The 24,672-nt window shown below is 42.0% G+C and carries 22 protein-coding genes; 19 read left to right on the top strand and 3 right to left on the bottom strand.

The features are described 5' to 3' along the window. Window positions 1-8 precede the first annotated feature (8 nt). The 6 genes from infB (at window position 9) to nlpI (ending at window position 8,693) form a co-directional block, all read left to right on the top strand. Window positions 9-2,690 carry a translation initiation factor IF-2 gene (gene infB / locus QQJ93_RS09510; RefSeq protein WP_089122433.1) on the top strand — a complete coding sequence of 894 codons (2,682 nt, stop codon included), beginning with the start codon at window positions 9-11 and terminating at the stop codon, window positions 2,688-2,690. A gap of 127 nt (window positions 2,691-2,817) precedes the next feature. Beyond that, window positions 2,818-3,219: a 30S ribosome-binding factor RbfA gene (gene rbfA, locus QQJ93_RS09505; RefSeq protein ID WP_089122434.1), complete on the top strand. Its 402-nt coding sequence runs from the start codon at window positions 2,818-2,820 to the stop codon at window positions 3,217-3,219. After that, a complete protein-coding gene (truB, locus tag QQJ93_RS09500; protein WP_089122435.1) occupies window positions 3,219-4,154 on the top strand; it encodes a tRNA pseudouridine(55) synthase TruB in 936 nt (311 codons plus the stop codon). Before rbfA ends, truB begins: the two co-directional genes overlap by 1 nt. 202 nt (window positions 4,155-4,356) lie before the next feature. Next, entirely contained in the window at window positions 4,357-4,626 is a 270-nt protein-coding gene (gene rpsO, locus QQJ93_RS09495) for a 30S ribosomal protein S15 (RefSeq protein ID WP_027697596.1), read from the top strand. A gap of 430 nt (window positions 4,627-5,056) precedes the next feature. Next, the gene (gene pnp, locus QQJ93_RS09490; RefSeq protein WP_416376214.1) at window positions 5,057-7,171 is read left to right on the top strand and encodes a polyribonucleotide nucleotidyltransferase; all 2,115 of its coding nucleotides are present in this window, start codon (window positions 5,057-5,059) and stop codon (window positions 7,169-7,171) included. Between the two features lie 559 nt (window positions 7,172-7,730). Further along, window positions 7,731-8,693: a lipoprotein NlpI gene (nlpI, locus tag QQJ93_RS09485; RefSeq protein WP_431313594.1), complete on the top strand. Its 963-nt coding sequence runs from the start codon at window positions 7,731-7,733 to the stop codon at window positions 8,691-8,693. Window positions 8,694-8,812: 119 nt separating this feature from the next. Here nlpI and QQJ93_RS09480 read toward each other — a convergent pair whose 3' ends face one another. Together QQJ93_RS09480 and ubiU are read right to left on the bottom strand one after the other, a co-directional pair. Beyond that, a complete protein-coding gene (locus QQJ93_RS09480; protein ID WP_089122438.1) occupies window positions 8,813-9,703 on the bottom strand; it encodes a U32 family peptidase in 891 nt (296 codons plus the stop codon). A 13-nt stretch (window positions 9,704-9,716) separates the two neighbouring features. After that, entirely contained in the window at window positions 9,717-10,730 is a 1,014-nt protein-coding gene (ubiU, locus tag QQJ93_RS09475) for a ubiquinone anaerobic biosynthesis protein UbiU (protein ID WP_089122439.1), read from the bottom strand. A 196-nt stretch (window positions 10,731-10,926) separates the two neighbouring features. Here ubiU and ubiT point away from each other — a divergent pair, with 196 nt between their 5' ends. The 12 genes from ubiT (at window position 10,927) to deoD (ending at window position 22,278) form a co-directional block, all read left to right on the top strand. Continuing rightward, window positions 10,927-11,439: a ubiquinone anaerobic biosynthesis accessory factor UbiT gene (ubiT, locus tag QQJ93_RS09470; RefSeq protein ID WP_089122440.1), complete on the top strand. Its 513-nt coding sequence runs from the start codon at window positions 10,927-10,929 to the stop codon at window positions 11,437-11,439. A 118-nt stretch (window positions 11,440-11,557) separates the two neighbouring features. Further along, window positions 11,558-12,070 (top strand): GNAT family N-acetyltransferase, encoded by a 513-nt coding sequence (locus QQJ93_RS09465; RefSeq protein WP_089122441.1) that lies wholly within the window; start codon window positions 11,558-11,560, stop codon window positions 12,068-12,070. A 7-nt stretch (window positions 12,071-12,077) separates the two neighbouring features. After that, a complete protein-coding gene (locus tag QQJ93_RS09460) occupies window positions 12,078-12,533 on the top strand; it encodes a DNA polymerase III subunit psi (protein ID WP_089122442.1) in 456 nt (151 codons plus the stop codon). After that, a complete protein-coding gene (gene rimI / locus QQJ93_RS09455) occupies window positions 12,526-13,023 on the top strand; it encodes a ribosomal protein S18-alanine N-acetyltransferase (RefSeq protein WP_089122443.1) in 498 nt (165 codons plus the stop codon). Before QQJ93_RS09460 ends, rimI begins: the two co-directional genes overlap by 8 nt. 214 nt (window positions 13,024-13,237) lie before the next feature. After that, entirely contained in the window at window positions 13,238-14,818 is a 1,581-nt protein-coding gene (gene prfC, locus QQJ93_RS09450) for a peptide chain release factor 3 (RefSeq protein ID WP_089122444.1), read from the top strand. A 112-nt stretch (window positions 14,819-14,930) separates the two neighbouring features. Next, the gene (locus tag QQJ93_RS09445) at window positions 14,931-15,086 is read left to right on the top strand and encodes a DUF5363 family protein (protein ID WP_170143414.1); all 156 of its coding nucleotides are present in this window, start codon (window positions 14,931-14,933) and stop codon (window positions 15,084-15,086) included. Continuing rightward, window positions 15,079-15,876: a TatD family hydrolase gene (locus tag QQJ93_RS09440; protein ID WP_089122445.1), complete on the top strand. Its 798-nt coding sequence runs from the start codon at window positions 15,079-15,081 to the stop codon at window positions 15,874-15,876. Before QQJ93_RS09445 ends, QQJ93_RS09440 begins: the two co-directional genes overlap by 8 nt. Window positions 15,877-16,092: 216 nt before the next feature. Beyond that, window positions 16,093-17,346 carry a NupC/NupG family nucleoside CNT transporter gene (locus tag QQJ93_RS09435; protein WP_089122446.1) on the top strand — a complete coding sequence of 418 codons (1,254 nt, stop codon included), beginning with the start codon at window positions 16,093-16,095 and terminating at the stop codon, window positions 17,344-17,346. Between the two features lie 569 nt (window positions 17,347-17,915). Then, on the top strand, window positions 17,916-18,689 hold the full coding sequence (gene deoC / locus QQJ93_RS09430) for a deoxyribose-phosphate aldolase (RefSeq protein WP_089122447.1): 774 nt from the start codon (window positions 17,916-17,918) through the stop codon (window positions 18,687-18,689). An 83-nt stretch (window positions 18,690-18,772) separates the two neighbouring features. After that, window positions 18,773-20,122: a thymidine phosphorylase gene (deoA, locus tag QQJ93_RS09425; protein WP_089122448.1), complete on the top strand. Its 1,350-nt coding sequence runs from the start codon at window positions 18,773-18,775 to the stop codon at window positions 20,120-20,122. Between the two features lie 28 nt (window positions 20,123-20,150). Continuing rightward, window positions 20,151-21,371, top strand: coding sequence for a phosphopentomutase (gene deoB, locus QQJ93_RS09420; protein ID WP_089122449.1), 1,221 nt, complete (start codon window positions 20,151-20,153; stop codon window positions 21,369-21,371). A 190-nt stretch (window positions 21,372-21,561) separates the two neighbouring features. After that, window positions 21,562-22,278 (top strand): purine-nucleoside phosphorylase, encoded by a 717-nt coding sequence (gene deoD / locus QQJ93_RS09415; RefSeq protein ID WP_089122450.1) that lies wholly within the window; start codon window positions 21,562-21,564, stop codon window positions 22,276-22,278. A 134-nt stretch (window positions 22,279-22,412) separates the two neighbouring features. On the opposite strand, the gene QQJ93_RS09410 is transcribed toward deoD, so the two are convergent. After that, window positions 22,413-23,015, bottom strand: coding sequence for a YtjB family periplasmic protein (locus QQJ93_RS09410; protein WP_089122451.1), 603 nt, complete (start codon window positions 23,013-23,015; stop codon window positions 22,413-22,415). Between the two features lie 240 nt (window positions 23,016-23,255). On the opposite strand from QQJ93_RS09410, the gene serB reads away from it, so the two are divergent. After that, the gene (serB, locus tag QQJ93_RS09405; protein ID WP_089122452.1) at window positions 23,256-24,257 is read left to right on the top strand and encodes a phosphoserine phosphatase; all 1,002 of its coding nucleotides are present in this window, start codon (window positions 23,256-23,258) and stop codon (window positions 24,255-24,257) included. The last annotated feature ends 415 nt before the right edge of the window (window positions 24,258-24,672 follow it).

Below are 24,672 nucleotides of genomic sequence, written 5' to 3'. Positions count from 1 at the left end.
AAAGCAGTATGACAGAACTGACAGTGAAAGCACTAAGTGAAGAAATTGGTACTCCAGTTGAGCACTTAGTAGAACAACTTGCTGATGCTGGTATGAAAAAAACCAGTACAGACAGTGTGACTGATGATGAGAAGCAAAAACTTCTTGCTCATCTAAAAAAAGGCAACGGTTCAACAAGTGACTCAGAACCGACTCGCCTAACTTTGCAACGCAAAACTAAAAGCACATTAAGTGTGTCTGCTGGTGGCGGTAAGAGCAAAGAAGTACAAGTTGAAGTCCGTAAAAAACGTACTTACGTGAAACGTTCTGCGGTTGATGAAGAAGCCCAACGTGAAGCGGAAGAATTAGCAGCACGCGAAGCAGCAGAAGCGGCCAAACGTGAAGCAGAAGAAAAAGCAAAGTTAGAGGCTGAAGCGAAAGCAAAAGCTGACGCCGAAGCAAAAGCCAAGCGTGAAGCAGCAGAAGCCGCGAAACGTGAAGCTGCGGAAAAAGCGAAAGCTGAAGAAGCAAAAGCGGCCGCAAAACGTTCTCCTGAAGAAAAAGCGCAACATGACGCTGCTAAGAAAGAAGCAGAAGCATTGAAGCGTCGTCAGGAAGAAGAAGCTCAACGTAAAGCAGAACAAGAAGCACAAAAATTGGTTGAAGAAGCACGTAAGTTAGCAGAAGAAAACGAAGCTCGTTGGTCTGAAGAAGAGAAGAAGAAAAAAGAATCTGAAAACTCTGATTACCACGTAACGACAAATAAACATGCGCGCGCAGCTGAAGATGAAGCTGACCGTCGTAGTGAAGCAAGTCGTCGCAAGAAGAAAAAACCAGCGAAAAAAGAAGATGACCGTTTTGGCGGTCGTAACGCTCGTGGCGGACGCAATCGTAAAGGTAAATTGGCTAAACCAACGTCTATGCAACAAGGCTTTGATAAAAATGCCACTGTTGCAAAAGCAGATGTTGTGATTGGCGAAACAATTGTTGTTTCTGAGCTGGCAAATAAAATGTCAGTGAAAGGTACTGAAGTCATCAAAACCATGATGAAGATGGGCGCTATGGCGACTATCAACCAAGTGATCGACCAAGAAACGGCTGCTCTAGTTGCAGAAGAAATGGGTCACAAGGTAGTACTTCGTAAAGAAAACGAATTAGAAGAAGCGATTCTATCTGATCGTGATAACACGACAGAAGCAACACCTCGTGCGCCAGTGGTTACAATCATGGGTCATGTTGACCACGGTAAAACATCGACGCTTGATTACATTCGTCGTAGCCGTGTTGCATCAGGTGAAGCGGGTGGTATTACTCAGCATATCGGTGCTTACCACGTTGAAACTGACAATGGCATGATCACTTTCTTGGATACTCCAGGACACGCCGCATTTACTTCAATGCGTGCCCGTGGTGCTCAAGCGACAGACATCGTTGTGCTTGTCGTTGCAGCAGATGATGGTGTTATGCCACAAACAATTGAAGCGATTCAGCACGCAAAAGCGGCAGATGTTCCTTTAATTATTGCTGTTAACAAAATCGATAAAGAAGATGCAAACCCAGATAACGTTAAAAATGAGCTGGCTCAATACGACGTTATTCCTGAAGAGTGGGGCGGCGAAAACATGTTCGTCCACATCTCAGCGAAAGCAGGTACTAACATTGAAGGCCTTCTAGAAGCTATCTTATTACAAGCTGAAGTTTTAGAGCTTAAAGCAGTAACAGATGGTATGGCTTCAGGTGTGGTTGTTGAATCTCGTCTTGATAAAGGTCGTGGCCCTGTTGCAACTGTACTGGTTCAAGCAGGTACTCTACGCAAAGGTGACATCGTACTTTGTGGTCAGGAATACGGTCGTATTCGTGCGATGCGTGATGAGAATGGTCAAGAGATCACTGAAGCTGGTCCTTCTATTCCAGCTGAGATTCTTGGTTTATCAGGCGTACCAGCTTCAGGTGATGAAGCGACTGTAGTTCGTGATGAGCGTAAAGCGCGTGAAGTTGCCAACTACCGTCAAGGTAAATTCCGTGATGTGAAACTGGCTCGTCAACAAAAGTCGAAACTTGAAAACATGTTCTCTAACATGGAAGCAGGTGAAGTTGCTGAGCTTAATGTGGTACTGAAAGCAGATGTTCAAGGTTCTGTTGAAGCTATCGCTGATTCATTACGTAAACTTTCAACTGAAGAAGTGAAAGTGAATATCGTAGGTTCAGGTGTTGGTGGTATTACCGAAACGGATGCAGTACTTGCAGCAGCATCTAACGCTATCATTCTTGGCTTTAACGTTCGTGCCGATGCTTCAGCTCGTCGTACTGTTGAAAATGAAAGCTTAGACTTGCGTTACTACTCAATCATTTACCAATTGATTGATGAAGTGAAACAAGCGATGGGCGGTATGCTTGCTCCTGAATTTAAGCAGGAGATCATTGGTCTTGCTGAAGTTCGTGATGTCTTCAAGTCACCTAAACTTGGCGCAATTGCTGGTTGTATGGTTACTGAAGGTGTTATCAAGCGTAGTAACCCAATTCGTGTACTACGTGACAACGTGGTTATCTACGAAGGTGAACTTGAGTCACTACGTCGCTTTAAAGATGACGTACAAGAAGTTCGTAATGGCTACGAGTGTGGTATCGGCGTTAAGAACTATAATGATGTTCGTGCTGGTGACCAAATCGAAGTATTCGAAATCGTTGAGATTAAACGTACTCTTGATTAATCAAGTTTCATTACCTTTCAAAGGTATATGACGAACGGTTGTTTAATACACCATGGGGAGCATTATGTGCTCCCCATTCTTTCTGTAGAAACACTCAAAATTTGAGTGAACAGATGTGAGAAAAGATATGTCAAAAGAATTTAGTCGTGCACAGCGTGTTGCACAACAGTTACAAAAAGAACTAGCCTCTATCCTACAGCGTGACGTACGTGATTCACGTATCGGCATGGTGACCATTTCCGATGTAGAAGTATCACGAGATCTGGCTTATGCCAAAGTATTTGTAACCTTCCTTTGTGTTGGTGAGCAAACGCCAGAATCTAGCCTAGAAGCTTTAAAAGAGCACGAAGTTGCCGTTCGTATGGCACTAGGTAAGCGTATTCGCCTACGTTTAACGCCAGAAGTTCGTTTTACTTATGACAATACTCTCGTTGAAGGTATGCGCATGTCTAACCTTGTAAGCGAAGTGGTCAGTAAAGATAACAAACGTAAAAAAGAAGCTGGTCGTGAGGACGAAGGAGAAGAGTAATGGCTCGTAGACGTCGTGGTCGTCCTATTGACGGCGTTTTATTACTAGATAAACCCACCAGTATCAGCTCAAATGATGCGTTGCAGAAAGTAAAACGCATCTATTTTGCTGAAAAAGCCGGGCATACTGGTGCGCTCGATCCTTTAGCAACTGGTATGTTGCCAATTTGCCTAGGAGAAGCGACGAAGTTTTCTCAATTCTTATTGGACTCAGATAAGCGTTATCGTGTGATTGCTAAACTAGGTGAGCGTACGGATACTTCTGATTCTGATGGCGAGGTGGTACAAACTCGTGAAGTGAAAATTGACCGTGGCTTACTTGAGCGTTGTATTGCCAAGTTTCGTGGTACGACAGATCAGATCCCATCGATGTTTTCAGCATTGAAATACCAAGGTAAGCCTTTGTATGAATATGCCCGTCAAGGCATAGAAGTTCCACGTGAATCTCGTAAAATTACGGTGTTTGAGATTACCTTGATTCGCTTTGAAGGTCATGAAGTTGAAATGGAAGTGCATTGTTCAAAAGGTACTTACATTCGTACTATTGTTGATGATCTAGGCGAAATGCTAGGTTGTGGCGCGCATGTGACTTATCTTCGTCGAACTGGTGTTGCACGTTATCCTTATGAGAAAATGGTGACTCTTGAGCAACTTGAAGCCCTGTTAGAACAAGCTCGTGACCAAGATATTGAGCCTCGTGAGTTGCTTGATCCACTGTTATTGCCAATGGATACAGCGGTAGAAGATCTCCCTGAAGTTAATATGATTCCTGAATTAGCCGAATTAGCTCAACATGGACAACCTGTGCAAATTTCTGGCGCACCGACTGAAGGTGTGGTTCGTATGACTATGGGGGAAGAGCGTACTTTCATTGGTGTCGCGAACATTGATGATGATGGTAAAGTGGCACCAAAGCGATTGGTCGTTTTTCGATAATCGAATTGCGGGCGCTACGCTGCTTGTGATTCGCTCGAGTGACGAGAAGCGCAGCGGCCGAAAGAAATATGAGTCTCGAATTCCTTGCGTTGAAAATCTCTTGCGTTGGATTATCTAATTCCCTATAATCCGCGCTTCGCGTGTCGGCTGAATCAGAGATTGGCTGGCACATTTATACACTCACTCTTATTAGGAGAGCATTATGTCTCTGAATGCAGAAACTAAAGCAGCAATCGTTGCAGAATACGCACAAGCTGAAGGCGATACAGGTTCACCAGAAGTACAAGTAGCACTACTTACTGCTTCTATCAACCACCTACAAGGTCACTTCGCTGATCACAAACAAGATCACCATAGCCGTCGCGGTCTACTACGTATGGTTTCTCGTCGTCGTAAACTTCTAGATTACCTAAAAGGTAAAGATCTAGATCGTTACTTCGCTCTAATCAAGCGTCTTGGCCTACGTCGTTAATTCGCCGTTTGGTTTAATACCAAGATTAGAAAGCATTTGTTTTATATATTGCTGCTTGCTTAACAAGCAAAGATAAATTAAACAGATACTAAAAAAAGGAGCTTCGGCTCCTTTTTTGTGCGTGCAATCTAGCCAACTTCGATATTATCTCACCCTGAAATAAGACATTTCCGCCTAAGTGGTTTATACTACGTCTCGTTTGTTCTAGTTAATGAATGTTCTATTCGTAAAAACTAAAATAAACCTCTGCTGATTAACTTTACAGTCACCGATGTCGACCATGAAGGTCGCGACTAATAACAGCCTTTTCCTGTACCGCCTTTTCATTATTGAGCGAGTTACCATTAGAAAAATCTGCTATTAGTCGCGATTGGTAAAGTAGTCACAGAGTATGGATATACTTTGAAATTATTAAATTAAGGATCTTTACGTGAAAGCAATCGTAAAAAAATTCCAGTACGGTAACCACACCGTTACTCTAGAAACAGGCGTAATTGCACGCCAAGCCACTGCTGCTGTAATGGCAAGTATGGATGACACTTCTGTATTCGTATCTGTTGTTGCTAAAAAAGAAGCGGTTGAAGGTCAAGACTTCTTCCCATTAACAGTGAACTATCAAGAGCGTACATACGCGGCTGGTAAAATCCCAGGTGGTTTCTTCAAGCGTGAAGGTCGTCCTTCTGAAGGCGAAACACTAACGGCTCGTCTTATCGACCGTCCAATTCGTCCACTTTTCCCAGATGCATTCAAAAACGAAGTTCAAGTAATTGCAACGGTAGTTTCTGCTAACCCAAATATCTCTCCAGACATCATTACTATGATTGGTACGTCTGCAGCGTTAGCGATTTCTGGTGTTCCATTTAATGGTCCAATCGGCTCTGCTCGTGTTGGCCACATCAATGGTGAGCTAGTACTTAACCCAAGCGAAACTGAGCTTAAAGAATCTAAGCTTGACCTTGTGGTTGCCGGTACTGAAGGTGCAGTATTAATGGTTGAATCAGAAGCTGATAATCTAACTGAAGAAGAAATGTTAGCAGCGGTTGTTTACGGTCACGATCAACAGCAAGTTGTTATCTCTGCGATCAACGAATTTGCTGCTGAAGTAGCTACTCCTGCTTGGGATTGGACTGCTCCTGCTGAAAATACTGAGCTTAAAAATAAGATTGCTGAATTAGCAGAAGCTCAATTGATCGAAGCTTACCAAATCACTGAGAAGATGGCTCGTTATGACCGCATCCATCAGCTTAGCGATGAAGTAAAACAAAAACTTTTATCTGAAAATGAAGAACTAAATCCAAAAGAAATCCACGCGATTTTCCACGATTTAGAGAAAAACGTAGTACGTAGCCGTATTATTGCGGGTAACCCACGTATCGATGGTCGCGAAAAAGACATGGTTCGTGCACTAGATGTACGTACTGGTGTTCTTCCTCGTACTCACGGTTCTTCACTATTTACACGTGGTGAAACTCAGGCGCTTGTAACAGCAACGCTTGGCACACAACGTGATGCTCAAATCATCGATAGCTTACTAGGTGAGAAGAAAGACAACTTCCTTCTACACTACAACTTCCCTCCATACTGTGTAGGTGAAACTGGTTTCGTTGGTTCTCCTAAGCGTCGTGAAATTGGTCACGGTAAACTAGCAAAACGTGGTATTGCTGCGGTTATGCCTTCAGTTGAAGAGTTCCCATACACAGTTCGTGTTGTATCGGAAATCACTGAATCAAACGGTTCATCTTCAATGGCTTCTGTGTGTGGTACTTCTCTTGCGCTTATGGATGCAGGTGTGCCAATTAAATCTTCTGTTGCAGGTATCGCAATGGGTCTAGTAAAAGAAGGTGATGACTTTGTTGTTCTTTCTGACATCCTAGGCGATGAAGATCACCTTGGTGACATGGACTTTAAAGTAGCCGGTACTAACGACGGTATCACTGCGCTACAAATGGATATCAAAATCGAAGGTATCACTAAAGAAATCATGCAAATTGCGCTTAACCAAGCACAAGGCGCACGTAAGCACATCCTTAAAGTGATGGATGAAGCGATTTCTGGTGCTCGTGAAGAGATCTCTGAATTTGCTCCACGTATCCACACCATGAAGATTTCTGCTGAGAAGATCAAAGACGTTATCGGTAAAGGCGGTGCGGTTATTCGTGCGCTAACTGAAGAAACGGGAACAACGATTGAAATCGATGATGACGGTACCATTAAGATTGCTGCTACCGAAGGTGAAGCAGCGAAAGAAGCTATCCGTCGTATCGAAGAAATCACTGCTGAAGTTGAAGTGGGCCGTATTTACTCAGGTAAAGTTGCTCGTCTGGCTGACTTCGGCGCATTCGTAACGATTCTTCCAGGTAAAGATGGTCTAGTACACATTTCTCAAATCGCTGACAAGCGCATCGAGAAAGTATCTGACTACCTTTCTGAAGGCCAAGAAGTTCAAGTTAAAGTACTTGAGATTGACCGCCAAGGTCGCGTACGTCTAAGTATGAAAGAAGCGGTAGAAACAACTGAAGCACCGGCTGAACCATCAGCTGAGTAAGTTGTCTTAATCTAGACGCTGATAAAGAGAGGGGCTTCGGCTCCTCTTTTTTTATGCTCGTTTAAAAGGTCATTTGAACTTAAAAGGTTCTTTAGTATGAGTATAGGTTTGGGCCTACTTCATTCCTGTTCTACTTTATATACCCAAGTGACTTCAGGATGCGAGTTTCAGCAAGAATAAAACAAGCTTTAGGCAAGACAAATTGAATATGATCATAGTCATTCTATCTCTGTTCAATTTAACGCCGCATAAAGCTTGTTTTAACTTGCCCTTCGGGAGCTTCATTCAAACCTTCATGCCGTGTCAGATTGGTTTGAAAGGTGTCTACATTCCTTCGCCAATCTTCCTTGCCTAAAGGTTTGGATGATAGCTCTGAATTCTGTATCTTGAAGTTACTTGGGTATAAGAAGTGGTTACTAGGAGAAACAACGTGTATATTGGTGGCTAACACCATGTCACTAAAGTGATATTCGAATATACGAGAACAGTTATACTGCAGAGGAGCACGTTATTCGTGAAATATGTTAAATGGTTTAGCCTTATTGCTGCCTTTTTTTTAATGGGCTGTGCAAACCAAGGTAACTCTTCTAATTCATGGGCATATCCGCCGATGGCGATTCCATTGCAGCCTTCTATTCAACAAGAAGTTCAGATCGCTCGCTTAAATCAACTACTAACCCGCAAAGATGTGAGCCAAAATGTACGTGCTCAAATGTTTGCTGAACGTGGTCGCTTTTTAGATAGTGTCGGTTTAGCTGATTTAGCGCGCCTCGACTACGAACGCTCTCTAAAACTCAATCCTGCACAATCGGAAGTCTTTAATGTGCTTGGCGTGTATTTTACCCAAATGAGTGATTATGACTCTGCCTTTGATGCCTTTGATTCAAGTTTAGAGCTCGATCCAAATAATCAATATGCTGAGCGTAACCGTGCGATTGCTTTGTATTACGCAGGACGTAATCCTTTAGCGTTGCAGGATATGACCAGTAATTACGAGAAAGATACTTCTGATCCGTATCGCGCACTATGGTTGTACTACATTCAGCGTGAAGACAATGCGGAACAAGCAACGGCAGATTTAAAACAACGCTATCAACAAAAAGATGAGCAATGGGGTTGGGATCTTGTCGGCATGATACTGGGTGAACTGAGTGAAAATGAAGTCCTAGAGTCGGTTGCCATGACGACTCAAAATAATGTCGAGCTGGCGCAAAAACTGACGGAAGTGTATTTCTATTTAGCGAAGAATTACCAATATAAAGGTGATTACTCTAACGCGATTGCACTCTATAAACTGTCGATTTCATTGAACGTCTATGAGTTTTCTGAGCACCGTTACGCTTTCTTAGAACTAGGTCGTATCTTTAAGTCTATTCAAGCTGAACGCGCTGAAGAAGCCCAAAAAGATAGCCAAGATCAAGATAGCAAGGCGAATGAAATTCAAGAAGGTGAGCCAACGCCACAGCAAGAATCAAATAATCAACCGCTGCAAACTTATCAAGCACCAAAACTGAGTGCTTAATACGGTTTTAGGTTAAAGAAATAGATAGAAGAAGGGCCTCATATTTTTGAGGCCTTTCTTATATTTAAGGTCTAGGCTATTTAAAGATCTAGTTTACTTAAAGATCTAGGCTATTAACGTTAGTTTTGAACTAACCCCGCCAATTGATGCCAGTAGCCATTACATTGTTTACTATCGGTAATAATGCGCTTTTGGTTATCTTGATTGGCTTTAAAATCAGATAAGGTAGTTAAGGTTTCAATACCGAGAGGACTTAAACGTACCACATCAACCAATCCTTGCATGCTTTGCAAATCATTGCCTAGGTTATAACAATAGCCTGATTGAGTTTGGATGCCATTTAAGTTGAATACCTCTTGCCCTTCTTGGCTGCTTACTTGAATCCCTGTGGGGTATTTAATGCAGCAAGTTTCACAATCATCTTTGGCCTTATCCTCGGCGCGAGCAGTAAAGCAGCGAGCAGAGTAGGCTAAAGGTAAATATCCATAGCTGAACACTTCTACTTCAAATTGCTCACGAATACCGATTTGATCGCATTGTTCTAAGGTATTACTTAGCCAGTCACGAGATAATTCTACCGGCATACACCAGCGAATCATGCCTTGTTTGGCAAAAACTTTAAGTGTATGGGCATTATAAGCATTGACTGCAGCGCCAACCACAAAAGGTACCTTAGCTTCGTATGCCAGTTGAATAGCAGACACATCGTTAGCTTCAATCGCAAAATCACCATTGTCGATGTATTTTTTCATTACATTGACTTCACTCGGTGCTTCTAATAAAGCCATGGTAGACAATACTACTTGTTTGCCCGATTGAGCTAAGTCTTTGGCTATTTCAAACCATTGCGCAGGCTTCATTTCACGACGTTTCGAGCACACAGCTTCGCCAAGGTAGATAATATCGGCTTGGCTATTTTTTGCTTGTTGATAAAAGCTTTCCACGTTCGCTTTTGGCCAAAAATAAAGAATAGGGCCAAGTGAATACTGTAAGTCGTTTGCTTGAGTCATTGTTTTGTCCTATTTACTGCCATTTACGATGATAAGCACCGAGTGTGGTTTGTGTACCTTCGGATACATTAGCTAAGGTGGCATTCCATTGGGGTTCAACTTGATACGCTTCAGGGTTAGCAAGGTAGTGATCAATAGCAGAGCGCCAAGTGCGAGTAACTTGCTCTACATAAGCTGGACTGCGTTGACGCCCTTCAATTTTCACAGAAGCGACATTGGCAGCAAAAAGCTCAGGCAGCATTGATAATGTATTAAGACTCGTTGGTTCTTCTAGTACGTGGTAACGCTGATCTTCACCAGTAATATTGATATCAAAACGGCCTTTGCAAAGTGTTGGGTAGCCTGCATTTTCACCTTCGCCATAACGGTCGATAAGAATGTCATTAAGTCGAGACTCTAATCCATTCTGGGTTTCCTGCCAGCGAACATATTTAGCAGGGGAGCAAGCACCGACTGTATTTGGTGATTCACCCGTCAGATATGAGGATAAGTAACAACGGCCTTCCGCCATAATGCATAAGCTGCCAAACGCGAACACTTCTAGCTCAACACCTTGCGGGATATTACGTGAGAGTTGTTTTACTTGATGCATGGAAAGCACGCGAGGCAGCACTACACGTTTAACATTAAAGTTGTTGGCGTAGAAGTTGACGGCTGCGCTGTTGGTGGCTGAGGCTTGAACCGATAAGTGCAGTTCCATTTCTGGATATTTATTTGAGGCGTAGTCGAGTAAAGCTATGTCGGCAATAATGAGAGCATCGACACCAATATCGACCGCTTGATCGACTGCATTGGTCCAACGTTGAAAGCCATTTGGATGAGCAAATGTGTTTAACGCGACATGAATTTTTTTATTATGGTCGTGTACGTATTGAACGGCTTTATCTAATTTTTTACCGTTAAAATTAAGGCCAGCAAAGTGACGAGCGTTGGTGTCATCTTTAAATCCAATGTAAACAGCATCAGCACCACAATCGATAGCTGTTTTGAGTGCAGGTAAATTACCAGCAGGGCAAAGTAGCTCCATCCTTTTTTCCCTTATAAATTGTAGAATGGGCGTCATTTTATGGGATCTATCACCATGAGAATTGATGTGAGGCAGGTTTCAGTCCAATATCTCTACCCATAAAGTGGTTTTTTTATAAAAATGTGAGGTTTTTTGATTCAACACAGGTATGTCATTTAACATTTATGTAAAGTGGAATATTTTATATGGAGGTATTATGTTCTCACTTTTTCGTACTCAAGCGGTGGCTAATGCTGCGTCGTTACTCTCTATTCCTAGTAAACTCATTCCGCAATCAATCCATAATAAAGTGCTATTGGAAGGGCTAAAGCGTGTTTTTCATGAAGCGTTAGAAGATGGTGATTTTGAGTTCCTGCAAGATCGTTGGTTAAAGGTTTCGATTAATGATATCGGCCTAAGTTGGATGATCAGTTTTGATGATGGTAATTTGATTGTGTCAGATAAACCTCAACAGCAAGATGTTAGTTTTTCTGGTTGCTTGAATGACATGGTTTTGATTGCTGGCCGCAAAGAAGATCCCGATACATTATTCTTTCAACGTCGTCTAAAAATTGAAGGGGATACAGAGCTTGGGCTAGAAGTTAAGAATTTAATGGACAGCTTAGACTTAGATTCACTACCTAAGCCAGTCACTCAAACTATGCAGAAATTAGCGAGCTTTGTTCAGCAAGGCTTGGTTGAGCAACCACTACAAACTTCAGTCGCTTAAACCAGAATAAATGTCTGCTTTTTGAGTTGGCCCACAATAGATATGAGAAAAGTGAGAATGATGGCGTGATTCGGTATAGAATTCACTCCCTTATTTTACAACCATAATGAGAGACACCATGCAAATTCGTACCGAAGCTCCGGCTGATATTTTAACGATAGATGCATTATTGAAAGCCGCTTTTCCAACGTCAGCAGAAGCGAAATTAGTTCGTGCCTTACGTGAAAATAGCCGTTTTACACTTTCGTTAGTTGCCTGTAGTGATGAAGGTGAAGTTATTGGCCATGCTCTATTTACGCCAGTGACTGTTGATGGTGAAGATTATGGTTGGCAAGGGTTAGCGCCCGTTGCGATAAAAGAATCTTACCGAGGTCAAGGTATTGCAGAAAAGTTAATCCGCTCTGGTTTTGATTCATTACTTGAATTTGGGTATTCAGCTTGTGTGGTACTCGGCGAACCTAACTACTATTCGCGCTTTGGTTTTAAAGATGCGGAATTATTTGGTTTAACTTCCATTTATAATCAAATGCCGGAATTTACCTCAGGTGCATTTCAAGTCATCGCATTAGATGATAATGCTTTAGAAGGTAAGTCTGGCTTGGTAGAATATAGCCCTGAGTTCCAAGGTTAGTAATATCATGCTTGACGATTCCAATTTAGAGCTACACCAACCAGAATTACGCCAACAAAGCTATTTAAAGGAAATGGGTATTTCAACCTTTGAAGTAGCTCATCCAGATAAGCTAGAAGGTTATCAATCCCCTGGTATTATCCTACCAAATGACTGCGTTTTATTGCTGGTAGCAGAATCTTGTCCGCAAGGTGAAGATGCTACGTTGTTCATTAAAGTCTTAGCTAGTATGAAATTGCAGCCTGAGCAAGCATTACATTTAACTCCCGGGCAATTAACCCAACTGCAACAGCATAATCTCAAGTGGGTGTGGTTTGCCGGATGTGATGGTTCGCTCTCAAACAATGACCATTTACCTCAATGGCAATTATTGAAGCTGCTGCATTCTCCTGCACTCAGTACGATTCATGGCAATACTCAAAATCGCCGAGATCTTTGGCAGCAGATTTGTTCTTATGACTGATAACCTCCGTATTACACCACTACAAACTGAGCACCTAGATGCCGTCTGGCAGATTGAGAAAGTGGCTCATAGCCATCCTTGGTCTGAATCTATGATCCGCGACTTATCTCATCAAAATTCAGCTAACTCAAGTAAGTATCAATTTGCCTTGTGGGCTGGTGAACAATTGGTGGGCTATCTGTATAGCCAAAATATTGTTGGTGAAGTGACATTACTGACCATTGCGGTAGATCCTAGACAGCAAGGTAAAGGCTATGGACGGGCATTGATTGAGCATTTAATCGAACATAGTGAAAATGCCAATGCCGAGAGTCTTTGGTTGGAAGTTCGAGAAAGTAATCGTGGCGCGTATCATTTGTATGAGTCGCTTGGTTTTAATGAAATTGATCGTCGTGTTAACTACTACCCTGCAACAAAGAGCAGTAATGGTAAAGAAGATGCGATTATCATGAATTTAATCTTGGATGATGATTTTAATCCCTTCGCTTAATCATACTCATGTAACTTCAAGGTGTGAATTCTTTATCTTGAAGCCTCTTGGGGATGATCATTAAAAGGTTAAGCCGAAACTATAATGAGTTTGGGCTTTCAACTAGAGTTATCACAAATTTTGCGTATAATTCGCCCATCTCACATTTGTGACTCATTATTTATTTTGCTGCGCGAATGCAGCGATAAGCTAAACAGTTTATAAGGTTTCCTTCATGCCATTCCTTTCAGAAGTTAGTAAGCGTCGTACGTTTGCGATCATCTCTCACCCGGATGCGGGTAAAACGACCATTACTGAAAAAGTATTGTTATTTGGAAACGCTTTGCAAAAAGCCGGTACGGTTAAAGGTCGTGGTTCAAACCAGCATGCCAAATCTGACTGGATGGAAATGGAAAAAGAACGTGGTATTTCGGTAACCACTTCTGTAATGCAATTTCCATACAACGACTGTCTAGTAAACTTACTGGATACTCCTGGACACGAAGATTTCTCGGAAGATACTTACCGCACGTTAACCGCGGTGGATTCTTGTTTGATGGTTATCGATGCGGCAAAAGGTGTCGAAGACCGTACTCGTAAATTGATGGAAGTGACTCGTTTACGTGATACGCCAATTGTTACCTTCATGAACAAATGTGACCGTGATACTCGTGATCCAATGGATTTACTTGATGAAGTGGAAAGCGAATTAAAAATGGCTTGTGCACCAGTTTCTTGGCCGATTGGTAGCGGTAAAGAATTTAAAGGCGTGTACCATATTCACCGTGATGAAACGATTCTTTACGCTACAGGCCAAGGTCACACCATTCAAGAAGTGCGTACCATTAAAGGTCTAGATAATCCTGATCTTGATTCGGCGATTGGCGGCGAAGTCGCTGAGCAATTGCGTGAAGATTTAGAGCTTGTGATTGGTGCAGCACATGAATTTGATCATGAGCTATTTCTAAAAGGCGAATTAACGCCAGTATTCTTCGGTACAGCATTAGGTAACTTTGGTGTGGATCACATGCTAACAGGTTTAACCGAATGGGCTCCGGCACCACTTGCTCGTGAAGCGAATGAGCGTACTGTAGAAGCAAAAGAAGAAAAGTTCTCAGGCTTTGTATTTAAGATTCAGGCAAACATGGATCCTAAACACCGTGACCGTATTGCCTTCATGCGTATCGTATCGGGTACTTATACTCAGGGCATGAAAATGAACCATGTTCGTACCGGTAAAATGGTCAACATTTCTGATGCGGTAACCTTTATGGCGGGTGACCGTTCGCGTGCTGAACATGCTTATGCTGGTGATATTATTGGTTTGCACAATCACGGTACAATTCAGATTGGTGATACTTTCACTCAAGGTGAATCGTTGAAGTTTGCGGGTATCCCTAACTTTGCGCCAGAATTATTCCGTCGTATTCGTCTACGTGATCCGCTAAAACAAAAGCAATTGCTAAAAGGTTTAGTTCAGCTTTCTGAAGAAGGTGCGGTACAGGTATTCCGACCATTGCAAAACAATGATCTGATTGTTGGCGCGGTGGGTGTGCTGCAGTTTGACGTCGTTGTTGCACGTTTAAAATCGGAGTACAACGTTGAAGCGATTTATGAAAGTGTAAACGTGGCAACGGCTCGTTGGGTTGAATGCGATGATGAGAAGAAACTTGATGAATTTAAACGTAAGAATCAAACTAACTTAGCGCTGGATGGCGGTGATAATTTATCTTACGTTGCACCGACGATGGTTAACTTAAACTTGGCTAAAGAACGCTTCCCAGATATTGAGTTCCGTGCAACACGTGAGCACTAATCTTTATCCTCAAGTAACTTCAAGTAATAATGAAAAGGGTTAGCTAAATGCCAACCCTTTTGCTTTAATTGTTTCGTGTTTCGTGTTTCGTGTTTCGTGTTTGGAGAGAGAGATGTTATTGGCAAAATTAAAACATTGGCTAGCGCGCTATGATGCATGGTGCAAAGAACTTGGTTTAACGCCAGAGCATAAACGTAGTTGCTGTGCTTATCGACCTGATCCTACACATACTACAAAACCGAGCGATAAAAACGATTTTAATGCCTAATTACAACTTTATAGATACTCACTGCCATTTCGACTTCCCTGTTTTTTCAGATATCAATCAAGAATTATTAAAGGCACAACTGGCAGGCGTTAGTAAAATTATCATTCCTGCGACTCAGCAATCAGGCTGGGAACACTTACAGTCTCTGTCAGCTAAACATATTTCACTTTATTATTCTCTAGGTTTGCATCCTTATTTTCTAGAGCAGCACAATGAATCGTCGCTTGAGAAACTTGATGCCGCTTTAGCTCAAAGTTCTAAACAATGCGTAGCAGTAGGAGAGTGCGGATTAGATTTTATGCTCGATATTCCACTGTTAACCGAACAGAATGTACAAAAGCAATATCTGTTATTTGATGGCCAGCTACAGCTTGCTATTAAATACGGCCTTCCACTTATTATCCATGCACGTAAATCTCACGATAAGATCCTGCAACGCTTACGCAATAATCCACAGCAAAAAGGTGGTGTCATTCACGCTTTTTCGGGAAGTTATCAGCAAGCATTGGAATATGTGAAATTAGGCTTCTATATTGGAGTGGGCGGGGTAATCACTTACCAACGGGCGAATAAAACTCGCCAGGCGATTGCTCAGTTACCACTAAACAGTTTAGTGCTTGAAACTGATGCACCAGATATGCCAATTTCTGGCTATCAAGGTCAACCGAATCACCCTGCGTATTTGTTGGACATATTTGACTCATTATGCGTATTACGTAAAGAGCAAAAATCGGAAATTGCCAAGCAACTTTGGTATAACAGTTGCCAGTTATTTCAAATAGAGCAATAAATTTGATGAATGCAAGGCAACCGTTTGCTTTGTTGTCAATATGAAAAAAGCAAACGTTTGGTGATGTAGATCACGCGATATTATGTTTTTCATTTAATTTTCATGAATAAGTGTGACTTTGGTATTACTTTGTTACGTATTGTCAGAGTATAATCGCCTTCGCTTTTTCGAGCTCCACTTTAAATAACTCACTTAAGAATAAGGAAGCCATATACCATGAGCCTGGTTATGAGCATTGTTGGCATGTTTGTACTGATTGCAATTGCAGTACTTCTTTCTGACAACCGCAAAGCAATTAATTTAAGAACCGTAGGTGGCGCATTTGCCATCCAATTCCTACTTGGCGCATTCGTACTGTATGTACCATGGGGTAAAGATGTATTGAGCGCTATGACTAATGGCGTTCAGTATGTAATAGACTTTGGTAACGAAGGTATCGGGTTCCTTTTTGGTAACTTAGTGAACTTCTCTGTTGAGGGTGTTGGTTTCATCTTCGCATTTAAAGTACTACCGACTATCATTTTCTTCTCTGCGCTTATTTCAGTACTTTACTATGTTGGCATTATGCAATTTGTCATCAAGGTATTAGGTGGTGGATTACAAAAAGCGCTGGGTACTTCTCGTGCAGAATCAATGTCTGCAACGGCTAACATCTTTGTTGGTCAAACAGAAGCACCATTAGTCGTTCGTCCATTTGTACCTAAAATGACTAAGTCTGAGCTATTTGCCGTAATGTGTGGTGGTTTAGCTTCTGTTGCTGGTGGCGTAATGGCAGGTTATGCTGCAATGGGTGTTCCTCTTGAGTATTTAATTGCGGCATCATTTATGGCTGCACCTGGTGGCCTACTGTTCGCTAAGTTAATTAAGCCAGAAACGGGTGAGCCTATCGATCAACTTGACGATATCGAACAAGCTGATGAAGATAAGCCAGCTAACGTTATCGATGCAGCAGCAAACGGCGCATCATCTGGTTTACAGCTTGCGTTAAATGTAGGTGCAATGCTATTGGCTTTCGTTGGCCTAATTGCATTGGTTAACGGCGCTCTTGGTGGTATTGGTAACTGGTTTGGTATGCCTGAATTAAGCATGGAGCTTATCCTTGGTTACCTATTTGCTCCATTAGCATGGTTAATCGGTGTTCCTTGGTCTGAAGCAACTATAGCCGGTACTTTCATCGGCCAAAAAACTATTTTGAATGAATTTGTTGCTTACTCTAACTTTGCTCCTTACTTAGCAGAAGGCGCACAAGTTGTATTGTCTGAGAAGACTAAAGCAATCATCTCATTTGCTCTATGTGGTTTTGCTAACCTTTCTTCAATTGCGATTCTTTTAGGTGGTCTTGGTGGTCTAGCACCAGCCCGTCGTTCTGAGATTGCAAGTATGGGTATGAAGGCAATTGCCGCAGGTACGTTATCTAACTTAATGGCAGCAACGATTGCAGGTTTCTTCTTAACTCTATCAGCAATGTAAGTTAAGGTTTTTTATATAGACGCCATTAATATGTAATGTAAAGCCGTAGCATTAACTTGCTACGGCTTTTTGCGTCTAAGTACCACTGGTTAAAGTCACAATTTTTTAAATGGGAATTAAGGCTTTTTGAGATACAAACCGTTTGCGTTCAGGATAGTGACTGACCTCACGGAATAAATCAGTATAATCATCAGTAAATTCACACTAGCGATGTATGTTCATTTAATTTGTCCATCGAGCTTATTAAGGATTCAATAAGCTTGTTAGTGAGATATATTCACAACACATGATGTGTTTGCAGCCAAACTCCGGCTTTACTGGTGAATTGGTTGTGCGGTGACAGGGATTGCAATTAGCTCGCTATACTAATCAACTTAATTAGTTGACGAGCTAAGTCTTCAAGGAACCAAGTCCGTTCATTTCAGACAACTTGATCCTGGCAACTTCTTAAAACAGATTGTTTTGAGGAGAGTGCAGAGAATCGCACTACACTTTAAACGTGTTACTTGTATTTGAAGTAGTGTGAAAGGAACAGTTGTCATAATAATTTTTTGATATCGGAGATAGAAATGAGCGATTTACAAGCAGCAGCTTTACGTGCACTAAAATTAATGGATCTCACCACATTAAATGATGACGATACCGATGAGAAGGTGATTGCCCTTTGTAAGGATGCAAAATCACCAGTTGGCAATACTGCTGCCATCTGTATTTACCCACGTTTTATTCCAGTTGCGAAGAAAACGCTGCGTGAACAAGGTACTCCTGAGATCCGCATTGCAACCGTGACTAACTTTCCTCACGGTAATGATGATATTGAGATTGCGGTTGCTGAAACCAAAGCAGCTATTGCTTACGGTGCTGATGAAGTTGATGTGGTTTTCCCATACCGCACATTAATTGCAGGTGATGAAAAAACAGGTTTTGAGCTTGTTAAGCAATGTAAAGCAGCGTGTGGCGATGTACTACTGAAAGTGATCATCGAAACCGGTGAGCTTAAAGAAGAAGCCTTGATTAAACGTGCTTCAGAAATTTCAATTGAAGCAGGCGCAAACTTTATCAAAACTTCAACCGGTAAAGTACCAGTGAATGCGACGCCAGAATCCGCCGAAATCATGCTTAAAGTGATCCGTGATATGGGCGTAGCGAAAACCGTTGGCTTTAAGCCTGCTGGTGGCGTACGTACCGCTGAAGATGCTCAAGCTTATCTTGCAATGGCTGATGAGATCCTTGGCGCTGACTGGGCCGATAATATGCACTATCGCTTTGGTGCATCAAGCCTACTAGCAAACCTTTTAAATACGTTAGGCAAAGGTGAAAAAGCGGCGGAAGGCGGCTACTAATCTTACCTAATTGATAGTAATACTTTGGTTGCCTAAGTAGCCAAAGTATTACTTTTCTTCTCGTATCTGAATGGGTGATAACTATGTATCTTCCTCAAGAAATTATTCGAAAAAAGCGTGATGGTGAAGTGCTTACGGCTGAAGAAATTAACTTCTTTATCCAAGGTGTTGCCAATGACACGATTTCAGAAGGTCAAATTGCTGCATTTGCAATGACCATTTTCTTCAATGAAATGAATATGGATGAGCGTATTGCATTAACGTGTGCGATGCGAGATTCCGGTATGGTGATCGATTGGTCACATATGAACTTTCCAGGCCCAATCGTCGATAAGCATTCAACTGGCGGCGTCGGGGATGTGACCTCATTAATGTTAGGTGCAATGATTGCCGCTTGTGGTGGTTTTGTCCCTATGATCTCTGGGCGTGGCCTAGGCCATACTGGTGGTACACTGGACAAATTAGAATCGATTCCTGGTTATAACATCATGCCTTCTAACGAAGTTTTTGGTGATGTGACCAAAGAGGCAGGTGTCGCGATTATTGGTCAAACAGGCGATTTAGCACCGGCTGATAAACGCGTTTATGCCACGCGCGATATCACCGCAACGGTAGATAATATTTCTCTGATTACCGCCTCCATCTTATCTAAGAAGCTAGCAGCAGGTTTAGATTCGTTGGTTATGGATGTCAAAGTAGGTTCTGGCGCATTTATGCCAACATACGAGGCTTCAGAAGCGTTAGCCCAGTCTATCGTTGCTGTGGCAAATGGTGCAGGTACTAAGACCACTGCTATTCTTACCGATATGAATCAAGTATTGGCTTCATCAGCAGGTAATGCGCTAGAAGTGAAAGAAGCAGTGCAATTTTTAACGGGCGAGAAGAACTCTCGCGATGAAGTTCGTAATCCTCGTTTACTTGAAGTGACTATGACTTTATGCGCCGAAATGTTGGTATTAGGTCACTTAGCAGAGAGTACCGATGATGCTCGAACTCAATTACAAGCTGTTCTAGATAATGGTCGAGCAGCGGAATGTTTTGGAAAAATGGTTGCGGGTTTTGGTGGCCCGAGAGATTTTGTACAAAACTACGAAGCTTATTTACCTAAAGCTGAAGTGATTAAACCTGTATATGCAGACCAAGCTGGCACAGTAACCGCTATGGATACTCGCGCAATAGGTATGGCGGTAGTATCAATGGGCGGTGGACGTAAAGTGGCGTCAGATAGCATTGATTATGCAGTTGGTTTTGATCAATTTATCCGTCTAGGTGAACAAGCCGATAGTCGCACCCCATTAGCAATGATTCATGCCAGAAGTGAAGCGCAATGGCAGCAAGCGGCTAACGAATTACAACAAGCGATCACGGTGTCTGATGATATTTATCAACCGACACCAGAGGTTTATCGTCAAATCCGAGCAGAAGATCTATAACGATCACTGTTTGGCAGGAGTATCAACCATGAAACGTGCGATTATTTTAGTATTGGATTCTTTTGGTGTTGGCGCAACGCAAGATGCTGATAAATTTGGTGATGTAGGTGCCGATACATTAGGCCATATTGCCGAGCAATGTGATAAAGGTTTAGCGGATAATGAAAACCGCAGTGGTCCTTTGCGTCTGCCTAACTTATCGAAATTAGGACTAGGTAAAACTGCTCAAGAATCAACAGGAACATTCCCGATTGGACTTGATGAAAATGCCGAAATCACAGGTGCTTATGCTCACGCAGCGGAGTTATCTTCAGGTAAAGATACTCCATCAGGTCACTGGGAAATTGCTGGTGTGCCAGTGTTGTTTGATTGGGGTTACTTTACCGATGAGAAAAATAGTTTCCCTCAAGAGTTACTCGACAAGATTGTTGAACGAGCGAATCTGAAAGGCTACCTAGGTAACTGTCATTCATCAGGCACTGTGATTTTAGATGAGCTTGGCGAAGAGCATATGAAGAGCGGTAAACCAATCTTCTACACTTCTGCTGACTCAGTGTTCCAAATTGCTTGTCACGAAGAAACTTACGGTCTAGATAACCTACTTGAGCTATGCCAAATCGTACGTGAAGAGCTTGAGCCATATAATATTGGTCGAGTGATTGCGCGTCCATTTATCGGTGATAAGCCTGGCGAATTTGCTCGAACTGGTAATCGTCGTGATTTATCGGTTGAGCCACCATCAGCAACCGTGCTGCAAAAACTGGTTGATGAAAAAAATGGTGAAGTGATCTCGATTGGTAAGATTTCAGATATCTACGCAGGTTGCGGTATTACGAAAAAAGTAAAAGCAACAGGCTTAGAAGCATTATTTGATGCAACTTTAGAGCAAGTGAAGACAGCTGGTGATAACACTATCGTGTTTACTAACTTTGTCGATTTCGACTCTTCTTACGGCCATCGTCGTGATGTGGCAGGCTATGCGGCAGCACTAGAGTATTTCGATAAGCGTTTACCCGAAATTCAAGCGATGCTCCAACCGGATGATGTCTTAATTTTGACAGCTGACCATGGTTGCGATCCAACTTGGCCAGGAAGTGACCATACTCGCGAGCATATCCCAGTTTTAGTATCAGGCCCTAAAATCCCAGCGGGATCATTAGGTCGTCGCGATACCTTTGCTGATATTGGCCAAAGCTTAGCAGAGTACTTTGGTACGTCTGATATGGAATACGGTAAGTCGTTTTTATAATTCAAGGTTGCGAGTTTCTAGTCCCTAGTTTTTAGGTGATTAGTTTCTAGGTAATTAGCTGGCCACTCGCGATTCATTATTTCTATTATGTAAACAAAGAAAGCTGCTGAAAGAGGAAGTGACATGCTTCTTCTTTTCCTAGGGCCTAGAAACTAGGAACCAGCGCCTCAAAAATAAAGGATATACAAACATGGCAACTCCACATATTAATGCTGAAATGGGCGATTTTGCTGACGTAGTACTGATGCCAGGTGATCCATTACGTGCACAATACATTGCTGAAAACTTTTTAGATGATGCTGTACAAGTTTGTAACGTACGCAATATGTTCGGTTACACAGGTACTTACAAAGGCCGTAAAGTATCCGTAATGGGACACGGCATGGGTATAGCCTCTTGCTCTATCTATGTAACTGAGTTAATCAAAGATTTTGGTGTGAAAAAAGTGATCCGCGTGGGTAGCTGTGGTGCAGTAAGCGATGACATCAAACTGCGTGATGTAGTGATTGGCATGGGTGCTTGTACCGATTCAAAAGTAAACCGTATGCGTTTTAAAGATCACGACTTTGCAGCGATTGCCGATTACCAAATGGTTAAAAATGCAGAAGAAGCGGCGAAAGCCCGTGGAATTGATGTGAAAGTAGGTAACTTATTCTCTGCTGATTTATTCTACACGCCAGATCCAGATATGTTCAAAGTAATGGATAAGTACGGCATTCTAGGTGTAGAAATGGAAGCGGCTGGTATCTACGGTGTTGCAGCAGAGTATGGTGCAAAATCAGTAGCAATTTGTACCGTATCTGATCACATTAAACATGGTGAGCAAACTACCTCTGATGAGCGTGCTACTACATTTAACGATATGATTCATATTGCTCTAGATTCTGTACTACTTGGTGACAAGTAAGCATTAATACTAATCGTACTAACTATCTGAACATCTAATTAGTGTGATTGGTATAATCGATATTCAATGCTAAAAAAACCTCTTGATATTTAACCATCAAGAGGTTTGATTTTTTCTCGAAACTCGAAACTCTTCTATAAATCTTTAAGTAAAATATTTTCGACTTGATCTTTTGGCTTATAAAGCAGTAATAAGCATAATAGAATGCCCCCAATAAAGCTTAAGATCAGCATCATATACATTAAGTGATCACTATTACGATAGCGGTGATCGGATATCGCGGTAACTTTGCCTTTTTCAAAAGTAATCCTCATAAAGCCGATGATGGTGTCTTCATGAAAAATGGGTTTAACTAATTGCTCTCGGCCGATGGAAGCGGTTTTTAATGGGGTGTCTAAACCAAGAATTTCTCTAGCATCTTTGGCATCATCGCTGGCAACCAGTTTGATCCCTTCAGCATTATAAATAGTGGCATCAAATACTAATTCGTCTGAGGCTATTTGGTTGGCCAGTTTGAGTAAGTTATCCTGATCATCATTAGCAATTATATCGGTTGCACTGAGTGCTGCTTGCGAGATTAAAAGGTTGGTTAAGGTTTCAAGTTGCTGAGTTTGGATGTGTTCATTATCACGGCTAATCACAAAGCTATTGATGATGGTATAAGTAAACATTCCGCCTAGCAGGATGATCGCGACAAAGCGTAAAAAAGCACGCCAAGAAAACAGCGAAGTTTGCATCAGAGTTTCCTTTATATCGTAATAACTAACGAAAAGAAGTGAATTGTTAGTTTGGGGCTTGCGTTAATAAATTGCAATAGGGTAAGTTGCTATGCATTATTGTGATATAACGCATAAAACCTAACCATTGCAGTTTGGGTAATATACCCAAGTAACTTAAAGGTACGAGTTTCAGTCTCTTGAATATACTAATACTGCAATGGCATAAATTCTAATTATTTGGATAAAAAAGGCAAAAACATGGACGTGTCAGCATCTTTCAGCATTCCCCAACGTAGTTTAAAAATTCAACGAAGTATGTCGTTGGTTAAGAGGTTGCCAGAATCTCGTTTGTATTCGAGTTTAGACAAACAAAAAGCTCAATGGATCATTTTTGGTGAACATTTAGCGATTGGTCATTTTGATCGAATTGACGTGTTTACAGGGCGCTTCAATCCTGTGCTTGATTCATGGAAAGTAGGGCATTATGAAGTCGCATTAATGGGCGGTGAGCTTATTCCTGAAATGGTTGAATTTATTCATGGACTTGGTTTGGATTGTGCATCTATCAGCGTACTGCCTGAATTAACCAAGCCGGGTTTAATTGTGATGGATATGGATTCCACTGCAATTCAAATTGAGTGTATTGACGAAATTGCTAAGTTGGCAGGTGTCGGTGAGCAAGTTTCCGAGATCACTGAGCGAGCAATGCAAGGTGAGCTGGATTTTGAAGAAAGTTTAAGAGAGCGAGTTGGCGCATTAAAAGGAGCGGATGAATCTATTTTAGCTCAAGTGCGTGAAAATTTGCCTTTAATGCCTGATTTAGCTGAGCTTGTGACTACCTTAAAACAGTTAGGCTGGAAAACTGCGATTGCTTCAGGTGGTTTCACCTATTTTTCTGACTACCTAAAAGAAACATTAGAGTTAGACTACGCCCAATCAAATACCTTAGAAATTGTCGATGGTAAATTAACGGGTAAAGTCCTCGGCGATATTGTATCAGCAGAAACCAAAGCGGATATTTTAGTGACCCTTGCCGATGAATACGAAGTTGAGCAGCATAATACTATTGCAGTAGGTGATGGCGCGAACGATCTAGTTATGATGGCAACCGCCGGTTTAGGGGTGGCTTATCATGCGAAACCTAAAGTTGAACAACAAGCTAAAACCGCGATCCGGTATGCCGGCCTTGGCGGGGTGTTATGTATATTATCTGCCGCACTTGTTCAGCAGAAGCGTGTAGGGTGGAAGGCGATTCCGTAGTAACAGCAAAAATACTTGTTTCGAGAAGCGTGTTTCGTGTTGCTAGGACGCTTCGCTCGAGAGCCGAAAAGCGGGATCGTTGCTCGAGTTTCGGGTGTTTCACTGCTAGCAGCTCGGAAAAGGTTTGTTTCGAGAAGCGTGTTTCGTGTTATGAGGACGCTTCGCTCGGGAGCTGAAAAGCGGATTCCTTACTCGGAAAATAGAGTTTCTCAATAGATGGAACAAAATGTCATCCTGAAAAGCGACGTAGGAGCGCAGTTCAGGATCTCCTTCCACGATTTGAGTCTCAACATGTTGTAGGAGATTCCGTATCTTCTTCGCTTAGGCTCATGTACTGAATGACGACAGATTAAAAGCCGAGCCACGCATAACCACTTATATTCAATTAACCAATATCTTCAATTAATTTAGGTAC

Source organism: Vibrio algivorus, from assembly GCF_030161215.1.
In the GTDB taxonomy this organism is placed as follows: Bacteria; Pseudomonadota; Gammaproteobacteria; order Enterobacterales; family Vibrionaceae; genus Vibrio; species Vibrio algivorus.
The sequence above is the reverse complement of the archived record's forward strand: the minus strand, read 5'-3'. Positions and strand labels throughout refer to the sequence as shown.

Excerpts from the sequence above, each read along its gene's own strand:
- infB (WP_089122433.1), top strand. The coding sequence starts at position 9 with ATGACAGAACTGACAGTGAAAGCACTAAGTGAAGAAATTGGTACTCCA.
- rbfA (WP_089122434.1), top strand. The coding sequence starts at position 2,818 with ATGTCAAAAGAATTTAGTCGTGCACAGCGTGTTGCACAACAGTTACAA.
- truB (WP_089122435.1), top strand. The coding sequence starts at position 3,219 with ATGGCTCGTAGACGTCGTGGTCGTCCTATTGACGGCGTTTTATTACTA.
- rpsO (WP_027697596.1), top strand. The coding sequence starts at position 4,357 with ATGTCTCTGAATGCAGAAACTAAAGCAGCAATCGTTGCAGAATACGCA.
- nlpI (WP_431313594.1), top strand. The coding sequence starts at position 7,731 with ATGGGCTGTGCAAACCAAGGTAACTCTTCTAATTCATGGGCATATCCG.
- QQJ93_RS09480 (WP_089122438.1), bottom strand. The coding sequence starts at position 9,703 with ATGACTCAAGCAAACGACTTACAGTATTCACTTGGCCCTATTCTTTAT.
- ubiU (WP_089122439.1), bottom strand. The coding sequence starts at position 10,730 with ATGGAGCTACTTTGCCCTGCTGGTAATTTACCTGCACTCAAAACAGCT.
- ubiT (WP_089122440.1), top strand. The coding sequence starts at position 10,927 with ATGTTCTCACTTTTTCGTACTCAAGCGGTGGCTAATGCTGCGTCGTTA.
- QQJ93_RS09465 (WP_089122441.1), top strand. The coding sequence starts at position 11,558 with ATGCAAATTCGTACCGAAGCTCCGGCTGATATTTTAACGATAGATGCA.
- QQJ93_RS09460 (WP_089122442.1), top strand. The coding sequence starts at position 12,078 with ATGCTTGACGATTCCAATTTAGAGCTACACCAACCAGAATTACGCCAA.
- rimI (WP_089122443.1), top strand. The coding sequence starts at position 12,526 with ATGACTGATAACCTCCGTATTACACCACTACAAACTGAGCACCTAGAT.
- prfC (WP_089122444.1), top strand. The coding sequence starts at position 13,238 with ATGCCATTCCTTTCAGAAGTTAGTAAGCGTCGTACGTTTGCGATCATC.
- QQJ93_RS09445 (WP_170143414.1), top strand. The coding sequence starts at position 14,931 with ATGTTATTGGCAAAATTAAAACATTGGCTAGCGCGCTATGATGCATGG.
- QQJ93_RS09440 (WP_089122445.1), top strand. The coding sequence starts at position 15,079 with ATGCCTAATTACAACTTTATAGATACTCACTGCCATTTCGACTTCCCT.
- QQJ93_RS09435 (WP_089122446.1), top strand. The coding sequence starts at position 16,093 with ATGAGCCTGGTTATGAGCATTGTTGGCATGTTTGTACTGATTGCAATT.
- deoC (WP_089122447.1), top strand. The coding sequence starts at position 17,916 with ATGAGCGATTTACAAGCAGCAGCTTTACGTGCACTAAAATTAATGGAT.
- deoA (WP_089122448.1), top strand. The coding sequence starts at position 18,773 with ATGTATCTTCCTCAAGAAATTATTCGAAAAAAGCGTGATGGTGAAGTG.
- deoB (WP_089122449.1), top strand. The coding sequence starts at position 20,151 with ATGAAACGTGCGATTATTTTAGTATTGGATTCTTTTGGTGTTGGCGCA.
- deoD (WP_089122450.1), top strand. The coding sequence starts at position 21,562 with ATGGCAACTCCACATATTAATGCTGAAATGGGCGATTTTGCTGACGTA.
- QQJ93_RS09410 (WP_089122451.1), bottom strand. The coding sequence starts at position 23,015 with ATGCAAACTTCGCTGTTTTCTTGGCGTGCTTTTTTACGCTTTGTCGCG.
- serB (WP_089122452.1), top strand. The coding sequence starts at position 23,256 with ATGGACGTGTCAGCATCTTTCAGCATTCCCCAACGTAGTTTAAAAATT.